The organism is Amycolatopsis sp. NPDC004079 (genome assembly GCF_040610415.1).
GTDB classification, from domain to species: Bacteria; Actinomycetota; Actinomycetes; order Mycobacteriales; family Pseudonocardiaceae; genus Amycolatopsis; species Amycolatopsis halotolerans.
This window is the reverse complement of sequence record NZ_JBEXMH010000013.1, coordinates 1-11,894: the sequence shown is the minus strand read 5'-3', so window position 1 is coordinate 11,894 and position 11,894 is coordinate 1. Positions and strand designations below refer to the sequence as shown.

The window sequence follows — 11,894 nt, the reverse complement described above, 5'->3', positions numbered from 1 at the left end:
CAGGTCAGCCGTCCCGGGTGACGAGGCGTCCGTAGGCGATCGACAGCCCCACCACGATGTAGCAGGCCGCGCGGACCGCGCCTTCGCCCATCATCGACAGCGTCATCGGATCCTGCAGGGCCGAGGCCGGGGCGAGTGTCCAGTTCTGCGTGAGCAGGAACGGGTGCACCGCCTTCAGCGAGCTGAGGAAGCCGAGAATCGTGAAGACGATGTTCATCGCCAGCACCGAGGCGACCACGAGCATCGGGTGCTCGGTAAAACTCGACACCGCCAGCGCGATCGCGCCGACCGCCCACAGCTGCAGCACGATCCAGCCGCCGACGAGCAGGATCCGCAGCAGCGCCTCGCCGAGCGACAACGTGGTGCCCGACAGCGTGAACAGCGAATCCGTGCCGTTGATGATCAACCCGGTGGCCACGCCGGTCACGCACATCGCGAGCACCGCGACCACGGACACCGTCGCGACGCCGAACGCCTTCACCGTCAGCAGCCGTCCCCGGCTCACCGGCGCGATGAGCCACCCGCGCAGCGTGCCGTGCGCGGCCTCGCCCGCGATCGCGTCCGCGCCCGCCATCGCGGAGGCGAGCGGCAGCAGCAGCGTGAGCGTCATGACCATCGCGGCGATCGGCAGCACGAACGCGTTGTTCACCGCCGACACCAGCAGCGCGCCGCCGCTGTCGTCCGGCGCGTTGCTCCCGGAGTTCTGGCCGACGAACGTGAGGCCGATCCCGATCACGATCGGCACCAGCGCCAGCAGACCCAGCACGGCGAGCGTGCGCGGCCGGTGGAAAATCCAGCGCAGCTCCGCGGCGATCAGCCGGAGCAACGGCACCGTGTCGTGTCCGGTCCGGCTTACCGGCACCGCGACCGCAGCGGCAGTCATGATTCCCCCTCAGCTTCTTCGCCAGCCGCCGATTCCCCTTCGGTCAGCCGCGCGAACAGGTCCTCCAGCCCGGTTCGCGCCCGGGTCGCCTCGTGCACCTCGACGCCCGCTTGCACGAGCACCTGCAGCACCCTCGGCGAAGGCGTCGCGGTGAGGTCGACTCGGACGCCGTCCGGCGTCAGCCGGGCCCCGATCCGGTTCTCCCGCAACGTTTCCACCGCCTGCTCGGCGTCCGGGGTGCGCACCAGCAGCGCGGCGTTCCCCGACTCCAGCAGGTCCGACAGCTCGCCTTGCGCGACCACCGTGCCGGACTGCAGCACCGCCACGTGCGTACAGGTCGCTTCGACCTCGGCGAGCAGGTGCGAGGAAACCACCACGGTCACGCCGTCGGAGTGCAGATCGGCGATGATACGGCGGATCTCCCTGGTACCCGCCGGATCCAGACCGTTGGTGGGTTCGTCGAGCACGACCATCCGGCGCGGCACCAGCAGCGCGCTCGCCAAGCCGAGCCGCTGCTTCATGCCGAGCGAATAGCCCTTGTACCGGCGGCGCGCGGCGACCGACAGCCCGACCCGGTCCAGCGCGGAGTCGACCGCGCCGGGGATCGCGGACGACGCCAGCCGGGGCTCGGCGGCGGCGAACCGCAGCAGGTTGTCGCGGCCGGAGAGGAACGGGTGGAAGCCCGGCCCCTCGACCAGCGCGCCGACGTCCGGCAGCGCGTGCGCGGACTCCTCCGGCATCTTCCGGCCGAGCAGTTCGACCTCGCCCGCGGTCGGGCGGACGAGCCCGAGCAGCATCCGGATCGTGGTCGTCTTGCCCGAACCGTTGGGCCCGAGCATGCCGAGCACGGCGCCCTCGGGAACGTCCAGGTCCACGTGGTCCACCGCGACCGTGCTGCGGTAGACCTTGCGCACCCCTCGGGTGCGCGCGGCCAGCGGGACCGCCGGGGCGGGCACCTCGTCCGAGATGCCCGCCCCGGTTTCGACCGCGATGCTGGTCACTTGGCGCCCAGCGCTTCGTAGAGCACCTGCTCCGGGACCGCGCCGGCGGCGAACCGGCCGTCGTCGGTCAGTACCGCTCCGCCCACCTTCGTGGTGAAGAGGTAGCCGCTGCCCCACGGGCCGTTGACCCGCTTGGCGAACCGGCTCAGCATCTTCTGCACGTCCGCGCCGCCCTTTTCGTCGCCCTGGGCCTGCTTGGGCTTCATCAGGTCCGCGGGCACCTTGCCGGTGACGACGGTGTCCCAGCCGTCGCCGACGAACTTGGTGGCCTGCTTGGCCTCGTTCGCGAGCGCCTTGTCGCGGTCGTCGATCTTGGCCTGCTTCTCGGTCACCTTCGCGCCCTTGGGCGGGGTGAAGGCGAACAGGTCGGCGGACTGGTCGGCGAACTCGATCTTGCTGAACGCCAGCTCCAGCGCCGGGGCGGTGGTTCCGTTGCTCAGCACCGAAAGCCGCAGCGGCATCCGGGTCTGCGAGTCGACCGCGACGCGGATCTCGCGCAGCAGCGTGCGTTCGGTCGGCTTCGGCGTGAGGACCAGCTCGTACGCCGGGCGGTCGGCGACCGTCGCCGTGCCGTCGACCGCGACGTTGCTGCTCTCGCGCACCTTGGCCAGCAGTTCCTTGGCCGCGGTGGACGGGTCGGCGGCCTGGCCCTCGGCCGGCTTGTGCTGCTTGGTCGCGACCTCGGCCGGGATCGTGGTCTTGGTCGCGCTGTTGGTCTTGGAGTCGTAGTCCCACACGGTGTTGCCGTTGTGGATGATCGTCTCCTGCGCCTGCCCCTTGGTGAGCGACACCTTCGTCTTGCCGGCGCCGTCGCTGAACACCTGCGCCGAGTCGACGCCCAGCGCGCCCGCCCCCGGGATCGCGCCGGTCGCCATCTTCGGCAGGCCGAGGTCGTTGCTTACCGTCACGGTGCCGTCGAACGGCGCCGGCTTGGCGGTGACCACCGACTGGACCAAGTCCTCCGCGCTGACCTGTGGCAGCTTCGGCGCGTCCCCCGCCGAGGCAGGCATCGCCACGACAACCAGTCCCCCGACACCGAGCGCGGTGCCGACGACGGCCGCTGTGATGGCCTTCTTCTTCGGATCCATCTCGTCTCTCCCTGTGTTCCCGGGCTCTGGTGGGCCCGGCTCCCGGTGCAGACGTTCCCCCGCCGAGGCTGAGATACCCCTGAATGTTCGGCCCGGCTAGCTGAGATCGCACTGAGAGTACGCGCGTCAACTGCGCAAACCGGCCATGATGAGGATCGTGAAACCTCGGGTGCTGGTGGTCGACGACGAACCTGGCGTGCGCAAGGCGCTGCAGCGCGGCCTGCGCGCGGAGGACATGGACGTGGTCACCGCCGCGGACGGGCCGACCGGGCTGCAGCTCGCGCGGACCGGTTCGTTCGACGTCGTGCTGCTGGACATCATGCTGCCCGGCTTGTCCGGCTATCGCGTGCTGGAACGGCTGCGCGCGGAGAACGTGACCACGCCGGTGCTGCTGGTGTCCGCGAAGGACGGCGAGATCGACCAGGCCGACGGCCTCGACCTCGGCGCCGACGGTTACCTCGTGAAGCCGTTCTCGTTCGTCGTGCTGGTCGCCCAGGTGCGGGCGGTGCTGCGCCGCGCCGGGCCGGACGCGTCACGCGGTGCGCTGAAACTCGGTGCGCTGGAGGTCGACCGGGCGTTGCGGCAGGTCCGCTGGGACGGGCACGAAGTGCCGTTGAGCCCGCGCGAGTTCGGCTTGCTGGAGGTGCTCGTCGGCCGTTCCGGGACGGTCGTGACGAAGGACGAGCTGCTGCGCGCGGTGTGGGGCGAGGAGCAGGCCGTCACACGGAATCTCGTTGAGGTGTATGTGGGTTACGTGCGGCGCAAGCTCGACGCGGTCGGCGCGGGCTCGATCCTGCGGACGGTGCGCGGGCACGGCTATCTCGCCTCCGACGACCAGCTCGACGAGGTCAGGTGACCGGCTCGCCGTCGTCGTGGTGGAGCGGTCGTTCACTGCAGGTCCGGATCACCGTGCTGGCCGCGGCGATCACCCTCGGCTGTCTGCTCGGCCTCGCCGCGCTGGCGGCCAACAAGCTCGACCCGCTGCTCACTGACTCGGTCGACGAGGAGCTGACCGCCGCGCTCGTCCCGGCGGCCGGTGCGGTCTCCACCGGGACGCCGTTGACCTCGGCGGACCCGGTTTCCGTGCGGGTGCTGGACATTTCCGGCGCTCCGGTCGACGGCCAAGCCCGGCCGAAGCTGACCGAGCCGGAGGTGTCGCAGCTCAAGGCGGGTTTGCCGGTGCAGTCCGACGGATCGCGCTGGCGCGGCCAGGTGGTCAGCACGCCGAACGGCAGCCAGCGGCTGGTCGTCGCCGGGGCCGGGCTCGTCGGATTCGCCGCCGCGGTGCATTACGGCGGGCTGTGGCTGGTCGTGGTCGCGCTGGTCGGCGCGCTGGTGGCGGGCCTGGCGACCTGGCTGGTCGTCCGGCTCGCGCTGCGGCCGGTGGCTCGGATGCGCGGGCTGGTGCGCGCGCTGCCTCCGGGGTCCCGGCTGCCGCTGCCGACGTCGCACGACGAAATGCGCGCGCTGGCCGAGGAATTCAACGCGTTGCTCGAACGTCAGGAAGAGGTCAGCCAGCGGCTGCGCAGGTTCACCGGCGACGCGGCGCACGAGCTGCGTTCGCCGGTCGCCTCGATCCGCGTGCAGGCCGAGGTGGCCGTCACGAATCCCGATCCGGAGCTGTCGCAGGAGACGCTCTCGGACATCCTCGAGGAGTCCGAACGGCTGTCCGGCCTGCTCGACGGCCTGCTCACGCTGGCTCGCTCCGACGCCGGCGAGGTGCCGCCCGCGGAACCGGTCGAGGTGGTGTCCGAGGTCCGCGCGGCCGTGCGGCGGCTGCCGTCCGGGACGCCGAACACGCGGGTGAGCAGCGCGGTGGCGCAGGCCTGGGCCTCGGCGGCGCACCAGGAGGTCGAACTGGTGCTGGACAACCTGCTGCGCAACGCCTGCCGGTACGCGTCCGGTCAGATCGTGGTGTCCGTGCTCGCTTCACGCTCGAAGGTCCGAGTCGTGGTGGACGACGACGGCCCCGGCATCGCGCCCGAGCATCGGAGCAAGGTGTTCGACCGGTTCTATCGGGTGTCCGACGACCGGGCGCGCTCGTCCGGCGGAACCGGGCTGGGCCTGGCGATGGTCGCCGAAACGGTCCGCCGCCGAGGCGGCCAGGTCCGGGTCGGGGAGTCACCGGACGGCGGCGCGCGGTTCGAGGTCACCTGGCGGGCGGGAGCGGACTGGTGAATCCGGTGGGGGAGACTGGGCGCATGGACGCGGTCATCGTCGGGGCGGCACTGGTGCGCGACGGCAAGCTTCTTGCCCAGCAACGAGCTTGGCCGCCGCATCACGCGGGCCAGTGGGAACTGCCGGGCGGGCGCGTAGAAGAGGGCGAGACCGAAGCCTTCGCGCTGGCCCGGGAATGCCACGAGGAACTGGACGTGGTGGTCACCGTCGGCGACCGCGTCGGCCCGGAGATCCCGCTGCCGGGCGGAAAAGTGCTGCGCGTGTACTCCGCCGCGCTGCTTTCGCCCGGCGACGAGCCGCGAGCGGTCGAACACACCGCCCTGCGCTGGGTCGGACACGACGAACTGGACGATCTGGACTGGCTTCCGGCGGACCGGGATCTGCTGCCCGCGCTGCATGAGCTCGTGAGTGCCGGTTCCGAGTAGAACCGGCACTCACGAGGCCCTTCAAGCAGCCCCGACCATCCGCAACGCCGCGGACACCCGGTGCGAACTGCGGTCGATCGCCCGCTCCGCGCCCGCCTTGCGCACCCGCTCCAACTCGGTGACGTCGTCGAGCAACGCGCGCGTGCCTTCCCTAACCGGACGCAACTCCTCGATCACCGCGTCGGCGACTGTGTCCTTGAGCACGCCGTACGACGGATACTTGTCCGCGAGCTCCGCCGGCTCGCCGCCCACGCAAGCAGCCAGGATCTCCAGCAAATTCGAGATCCCCGGCCGGTTCTCCGGGTCGTACGCGGGCACCGAGTCCCCGTCCGTCTGAGCCTTGCGGATCTTGCGCCGAATCTGATCCGGTTCGTCCAGCACGAACACCACGCCCACGGAATTTTGCGCGGACTTGGACATCTTCCGCGTCGGCTCGGCCAGATCCTTCACCCGCGCCCCGGCAGGCGGCAACGTCGCCTCCGGCACGACGAACACCTCGCCGTACGTGGAGTTGAACCGCCGAGCAAGCGTGCGAGCCAACTCGACATGCTGCCGCTGATCCTCGCCAACCGGCACTTCATCCGCGCCCTGCAACAGAATGTCAGCCGCCATCAACACCGGATAAGTGAGCAGACTGAGCCGAACTCCCGCCTGCCCCTTGGATTTCTCCTTGAACTGGATCATCCGCGCCGCCTCGCCGTACGAGCACGTGCACTCCAAAACCCAGGTCAACGCACCCAGCTCCCGAGCAAGATCAGACTGCACGAACACCCGCTCCGGCGCGATCCCCGCAGCCACCAGCACGGCCAGCTGCTCGGTCGCCAACGACCGCAACCTCGCCGGATTGTGCGCGGTAGTCATCGCATGGAGATCGGACACGAAGTACAGATCGTCCGCTCCGCCCTCAGCCGCCCACCGCCGCAACGCGCCGAGGTGGTTGCCGAGCTGAACGTGACCGGACGGCGTGATGCCGGACAGCTGGACCATTGGATTTCCCTCTCCCTAGGTTGAGCAGAACCCCGGGAGCGGACACAAAAAAGCCGCCCACCGGGGCGGCCTTCGCTGGTTTTTCAGCGCAGAGCAAGCGGGCCGCCAACGGGCGGCCACCACTGAGTGCTCTGGAAACGCATGCGGCGAGCCTAGCACCGGACTACGGTTCGAACCATGTTCGTCGTCGTGCTCACGTACATCGTTCCGCTAGCGGAAATCGACCGCGCCCTCCCAGCCCACAACGAGTGGCTCACGAAGCAGTACGAAGACGGCCACTTCTTAGCGTCGGGAGGCCAAAAACCCCGCACCGGCGGCGTGCTGATCACCCGCCCCATGGAACGCGCGCGGCTGGACGCGATCCTGGCCACCGACCCCTTCGCGATCGCCCAGTTGGCGACCTACGAAATCATCCACTTCCAGCCCACCAGGACGTCCCCGGAACTGAACCTGGTGAACGAACTCCTGGACAACAACTAGCGAATTCCGTGAGGGCCACCTTCAGGGACTCTGAGTCCCTCAGGGTTCCCCTCACGCCCCGCCCCGCCCCGCCCTGCCGCCGCCGGGATGCGCCCCAATGTGGCGTTGGGTGCGTCGCATGCACCGAACGCCACATTGGGTGCGTCAGATGCACCCAATGCCACATTGGGGCGCTAGCCCCGGCCACGCGAACCGCGGCCGATGCACCCAACTCGAGGTGCACCCACACCACCCCCGCACCCCGATACGAAGCCAAAATGCGGTCTGAGGGTGGTTGTCAAGGCATCTTTCCAGCCTTGACAACCACCCTCAGACCGTCAGCACAATCAAGCTTCGGGGTGCCCCACGCAACCAACGTGCGCAATGTCGCCGCCAGGCGACGAGCCGCGACAGAACGCCCTCAAGCAGCCTTCTCCACCTGCTTCTTGGCCTTCTTCAGCGCCAAAACCGGACACTTCTTGCACCGGTCCTTCGACCGGCAGCACTTCTTCTTGACCTTCCCGGCTTTCATCAGCTTCCGCACCACAGCCCGGGGATCATCCGCGTGCTTCTTGCCCACCGCACACTCCTCAACCCGGCTGCGACAACACCCACAAGGTTAGGTGAGCCTAACCGATCATGGGGCGTGGCGCTCCTCACACCAACCCAACAGGTATCCTGGTTGAAGTCCGCGTGTGGCCAAAGCCGGTCAGCGAGAGCCGGTCGCAGTGTCCGGTGCCCGTCATCCCGACCCGCCGCGCGGTGCCACCCGCCTTTTTTCTTCGAAGTTCAGGAGTCTTCGCGTGCCCGCAGCCAGCGCCACCGCGGTCGAAACCGGCCGCGCGTCCGGCAAGACCCGGCCCGACCTGCGCAACGTCGCGATCGTCGCCCACGTCGACCACGGCAAGACCACCCTGGTCGACGCCATGCTCCGTCAGTCCGGCGCCTTCGCCGAACGCGCCGAGCTGGTCGACCGCGTGATGGACTCCGGTGAGCTCGAGCGGGAAAAGGGCATCACCATTCTCGCGAAGAACACCTCCATCCACCGTCAGACCGCCGACGGCACGGTCACCATCAACGTGATCGACACCCCGGGCCACGCCGACTTCGGCGGCGAGGTCGAGCGCGGCCTCTCCATGGTCGACGGCGTCGTGCTGCTGGTCGACGCGAGCGAGGGCCCGCTCCCGCAGACCCGCTTCGTGCTGCGCAAGACGCTCGAGGCGAAGCTGCCGGTGATCCTGCTGGTCAACAAGGTCGACCGGCCGGACGCGCGGATCTCCGAGGTCGTCGAGGAGACCCACGACCTGCTGCTCGACCTGGCGGGCGACATCGAGGACGCCGACCTCGACGCGATCCTCGACCTCCCCGTCGTCTACGCCTCCGCGCGCGCCGGCAAGGCGTCGCTGGAGCAGCCCGAGGACGGCGGCCTTCCCGACAGCGAGAACCTCGACCCGCTGTTCGAGACCCTGCTCCAGCACGTCCCGGCCCCGGCCGCGGACCTGGACGCCCCGCTGCAGGCGCTCGTCACCAACCTCGACGCGTCGAACTTCCTCGGCCGCATCGCGCTGATCCGCATCCACGCCGGCAAGCTGCGCAAGGGCCAGACCGTGGCCTGGATGCGCGAGGACGGCACCGTGCAGAACGTCCGGATCTCGGAGCTGCTCGTCACCGAGGCGCTCACCCGCGTCCCGGCGGCCGAGGCCAGCGCCGGCGAACTGGTCGCGATCGCGGGCATCCCGGACATCACCATCGGCGACACCCTCGCCGACGCGGAGAATCCCGTCGCGCTGCCGCGGATCACCGTGGACGAGCCAGCCATCTCGATGACCATCGGCGTCAACACCTCGCCGCTGGCCGGGCGCAACGGCGGCGACAAGGTCACCGCGCGGCTGGTCAAGGCCCGTCTCGACCAGGAGCTGATCGGCAACGTCTCGATCCGCGTCCTGCCGACCGAGCGCCCGGACACCTGGGAGGTGCAGGGCCGAGGCGAGCTGGCGCTGGCCATCCTGGTCGAGCAGATGCGCCGCGAGGGCTTCGAGCTGACCGTCGGCAAGCCGCAGGTGGTGCTGCGCACGATCGACGGCAAGCTGCACGAGCCGTTCGAGCGCCTGTACATCGACTCGCCCGAGGAGCACCTCGGCGCGATCACGCAGCTGCTCGCGTCCCGCAAGGGCCGCATGGAGGACATGAGCGGCAACGGCACCGGCCGGATCAAGCTGGTCTACGTGCTGCCGTCGCGCGGCCTCATCGGCTTCCGCACCGACTTCCTCACCGAAACCCGCGGCACCGGCATCGCGAACCACGTGTTCGAGGGCTACTTCCCGTGGGCGGGCGAGATCCGCACCCGGCACAGCGGCTCCTTGGTCGCCGACCGTTCGGGCCCGATCACCGCGTACGCGATGATCCAGCTCGCCGACCGCGGCACGTTCTTCGTCGAGCCCGGCGCGGAGGTGTACGAGGGCATGGTCGTGGGCGAGAACCCGCGGTTCGAGGACCTCGACATCAACATCACCAAGGAAAAGAAGCTCACCAACATGCGGCAGTCCTCGGCCGACGTGATGGAGACGCTGGCCCGCCCGCGCAAGCTCAGCCTCGAAGAGGCGTTGGAGTTCTGCGCGAGCGACGAATGCGTCGAGGTCGCGCCGGAGGTCGTGCGGGTCCGCAAGGTCACGCTCGACATCAACACCCGCGCCAAGGAGCGCTCGCGGGCCAAGAGCCGCGACAACAACAGCTGAACCTCGCGAAGGTGAAAAAGGGCGCCTCCCGTTCCGGGAGGCGCCCTTTCGCGTGAACCCCGGCAGCGGTTCGTGCGTCCACTCTTATGGCGGTATCCACTCCGATGTCACGGAGAGGCGGCCGATGTGGGAATCTCGATGCCGGCCCCCGCCCTGTCATGGCAGCATGTCCGCTCGGACCACGGAGCGCGGCGGGAACTTTCAGGAGGACGAGCGTGCGATTCGGACGCCGGTTGGGGCCGGTGCTCGCGCTGGCGGGAGTACTGCTCGCCGCGTGTTCGAACACCCCGCCGCCCCCGGTGGTCACGTCGGCTCCGCCGTCGAGCACGACCAGCGCGGCGGCGCTGTCGCAGATCGTGGTCGGCGTGGACGACGTGGTCGGCGGCTACAACCCGCACAGCATCGCGGACGCCTCGACGATCACCACAGCCCTGTCGCAACTGCTGCTGCCCTCGGTGTTCCGGCAGTCCGACGACGGCGCGCGCACGCTCGACAAGACGCTGATGGTCTCGGCCGAGGTCGTGTCGCAGGTGCCGTTCACGGTGAAGTACGTGATCCGCCCGGACGCCTCGTGGTCCGACGGGGCCCCGATCGCCACCGAGGACTTCATCTACCTCGCCAACGCGATGAAGACGAACCCCGGCGTGATCGACCCGGCGGGCTACCGGCTGATCTCGGACATCGAATCGCGTGACGGCGGCAAGGGCGTCGAGGTCACCTTCAGCAAGCCGTACCCGGCCTGGCAGACGCTGTTCGACAATCTGCTGCCGCAGCACCTGCTCAAGGACTCGCCCGGCGGCTGGACGAACGCGCTCGCGACCAGCTTCCCCGCGGTAGCCGGTCCGTTCGCGATCAAGACCATCGACACCGCCCGCGGCGAAGCGACTCTCCAGCGCAACGACCGGTACTGGGAGAAGCCAGCCGCGGTCGACACGCTTATCCTGCGCCGTTCGGACGCGTCCGGCATCGCGACCGCCCTGCGCAGCGGCAACGACCAGTTCTCCTTGACCCACACCGATTCCACCGGCTTGCAGCTGCTGAACGACCTCGGCTCGGCAGTCCAGTTGCACACCGTGCCGCGCCCGCTGACCGCGTCGGTACTGCTGCGCCCGGTCAGCGCGACGCTGTCTGAACCCCAGGTTCGGGCGGGCATCGCCTCGCTGCTGGACCGCGGAAAGCTGATCTCCGCCGGAGCGAAGGGCGGCCCGTCCGCGACGCTGAAGGCGGACGCGCAGGTCCTCCCGCCTTCGGCGAAGGGCTACGCCGCAACCATTCCGGCTGGCCCGCCGTCGGCTCCGGACGCGACCAAGGCTGAGCAGTACTTCACCGCCGCCGGGTACAAGAAGGAAGCTGGCGTGTGGCGCAAGGGAAACAAGACGCTGTCGATCGTGCTCGCGTCGCCCGGGGAACAGGAACCGTACGCGTCGATCGCGAAGGAACTGGCGTCGGAGCTGGTCGCGGGCGGCATCGAGGTCAACCAGATCAAACCGCAGCCGCGCGACCTGTACTCGTCGCTGCTGGCAATGCCGGTAGTGAACGGAAAACAACAGGCAAGCCCGGATTCGAACAGCACGGTGGGCGTCGACATCGCCGTAGTGGGCCAGCCAGTGGGCGGCGACCCGGCGACGGTCCTGGCGTCCAACTACGGCTGCGCGCCCGAACTGCCCCCTGCGGACAAGACCAAACCCGTGGTGCCGGCCAATCCCGCCGGACTGTGCGATCAGGGCTTGCAAGCGACGATCGACTCGGCGCTGACCGGCTCGGCGACGGTCACCGATTCGCTCAAGACGCTGGAATCGCAACTGTGGTCCCAGAATGTCGCGATCCCGCTGTTCCAGGAAGCCGAGACGTTGGCGGTAGGCAAGGGAATCTCCGGCCTGACGCCGGGTCCGCCGATGCAGGGCCCGTTCGGCTCCGCCGTGAACTGGACCCGCGGCGCCACCTGATCCCGCCCCAATGTGGCATTGGGTGCGTCAGATGCACCCAATGCCACATTGGGGTTTTCTCTGTAGCGCGCAGGGTTCTCGCCCGGGCCGACGGGCCTGGCGCGCGATGCACGCGAAAGGTCCGTGAGGGGAACCCTCACGGACTCTGATTTCCACAGGGTTACCCACAAAGAACATTATCGGGAAACAAGC

At 69.2% G+C, this 11,894-nt stretch carries 11 protein-coding genes; 6 read left to right on the top strand and 5 right to left on the bottom strand.

Translation table 11 applies throughout. The features are described from left to right. Positions 1-4: 4 nt before the first annotated feature. Genes ABZX37_RS16070 through ABZX37_RS16060 form a run of 3 tightly spaced genes read right to left on the bottom strand, consistent with a single transcriptional unit; the run spans position 5 to position 2,972 of the window. Positions 5-883: an ABC transporter permease subunit gene (locus ABZX37_RS16070; RefSeq protein WP_354740092.1), complete on the bottom strand. Its 879-nt coding sequence runs from the start codon at positions 881-883 to the stop codon at positions 5-7. Beyond that, positions 880-1,884, bottom strand: coding sequence for an ABC transporter ATP-binding protein (locus ABZX37_RS16065; RefSeq protein ID WP_354740090.1), 1,005 nt, complete (start codon positions 1,882-1,884; stop codon positions 880-882). The genes ABZX37_RS16070 and ABZX37_RS16065 overlap by 4 nt, the downstream gene beginning before the upstream one ends. Next, a complete protein-coding gene (locus ABZX37_RS16060; protein WP_354740088.1) occupies positions 1,881-2,972 on the bottom strand; it encodes an outer membrane lipoprotein carrier protein LolA in 1,092 nt (363 codons plus the stop codon). Before ABZX37_RS16060 ends, ABZX37_RS16065 begins: the two co-directional genes overlap by 4 nt. Positions 2,973-3,117: 145 nt before the next feature. Here ABZX37_RS16060 and ABZX37_RS16055 point away from each other — a divergent pair, with 145 nt between their 5' ends. Genes ABZX37_RS16055 through ABZX37_RS16045 form a run of 3 tightly spaced genes read left to right on the top strand, consistent with a single transcriptional unit; the run spans position 3,118 to position 5,575 of the window. Further along, complete coding sequence (locus ABZX37_RS16055) at positions 3,118-3,828, top strand: response regulator transcription factor (RefSeq protein ID WP_354740086.1); 711 nt, start codon at positions 3,118-3,120, stop codon at positions 3,826-3,828. Then, positions 3,825-5,150 carry a HAMP domain-containing sensor histidine kinase gene (locus ABZX37_RS16050; protein ID WP_354740084.1) on the top strand — a complete coding sequence of 442 codons (1,326 nt, stop codon included), beginning with the start codon at positions 3,825-3,827 and terminating at the stop codon, positions 5,148-5,150. The genes ABZX37_RS16055 and ABZX37_RS16050 overlap by 4 nt, the downstream gene beginning before the upstream one ends. A 23-nt stretch (positions 5,151-5,173) precedes the next feature. Continuing rightward, positions 5,174-5,575, top strand: coding sequence for a (deoxy)nucleoside triphosphate pyrophosphohydrolase (locus tag ABZX37_RS16045; protein WP_354740082.1), 402 nt, complete (start codon positions 5,174-5,176; stop codon positions 5,573-5,575). Between the two features lie 21 nt (positions 5,576-5,596). On the opposite strand, the gene trpS is transcribed toward ABZX37_RS16045, so the two are convergent. Then, the gene (gene trpS, locus ABZX37_RS16040) at positions 5,597-6,562 is read right to left on the bottom strand and encodes a tryptophan--tRNA ligase (protein ID WP_354740080.1); all 966 of its coding nucleotides are present in this window, start codon (positions 6,560-6,562) and stop codon (positions 5,597-5,599) included. Positions 6,563-6,739: 177 nt separating this feature from the next. Here trpS and ABZX37_RS16035 point away from each other — a divergent pair, with 177 nt between their 5' ends. Continuing rightward, positions 6,740-7,042 (top strand): YciI family protein, encoded by a 303-nt coding sequence (locus ABZX37_RS16035; protein ID WP_354740078.1) that lies wholly within the window; start codon positions 6,740-6,742, stop codon positions 7,040-7,042. 400 nt (positions 7,043-7,442) lie between these two features. On the opposite strand, the gene ABZX37_RS16030 is transcribed toward ABZX37_RS16035, so the two are convergent. After that, the gene (locus ABZX37_RS16030) at positions 7,443-7,601 is read right to left on the bottom strand and encodes a hypothetical protein (protein WP_354740076.1); all 159 of its coding nucleotides are present in this window, start codon (positions 7,599-7,601) and stop codon (positions 7,443-7,445) included. 223 nt (positions 7,602-7,824) lie between these two features. Between ABZX37_RS16030 and typA the strand changes: the two genes are divergently transcribed. After that, on the top strand, positions 7,825-9,756 hold the full coding sequence (gene typA, locus ABZX37_RS16025; protein WP_354740074.1) for a translational GTPase TypA: 1,932 nt from the start codon (positions 7,825-7,827) through the stop codon (positions 9,754-9,756). A 215-nt stretch (positions 9,757-9,971) separates the two neighbouring features. Next, entirely contained in the window at positions 9,972-11,702 is a 1,731-nt protein-coding gene (locus ABZX37_RS16020; protein WP_354740072.1) for an ABC transporter family substrate-binding protein, read from the top strand. The last annotated feature ends 192 nt before the right edge of the window (positions 11,703-11,894 follow it).

Coding starts and splice junctions, on each gene's coding strand:
- ABZX37_RS16070 (WP_354740092.1), bottom strand. CDS start 883: ATGACTGCCGCTGCGGTCGCGGTGCCGGTAAGCCGGACCGGACACGAC.
- ABZX37_RS16060 (WP_354740088.1), bottom strand. CDS start 2,972: ATGGATCCGAAGAAGAAGGCCATCACAGCGGCCGTCGTCGGCACCGCG.
- ABZX37_RS16055 (WP_354740086.1), top strand. CDS start 3,118: ATGATGAGGATCGTGAAACCTCGGGTGCTGGTGGTCGACGACGAACCT.
- ABZX37_RS16045 (WP_354740082.1), top strand. CDS start 5,174: ATGGACGCGGTCATCGTCGGGGCGGCACTGGTGCGCGACGGCAAGCTT.
- trpS (WP_354740080.1), bottom strand. CDS start 6,562: ATGGTCCAGCTGTCCGGCATCACGCCGTCCGGTCACGTTCAGCTCGGC.
- ABZX37_RS16035 (WP_354740078.1), top strand. CDS start 6,740: ATGTTCGTCGTCGTGCTCACGTACATCGTTCCGCTAGCGGAAATCGAC.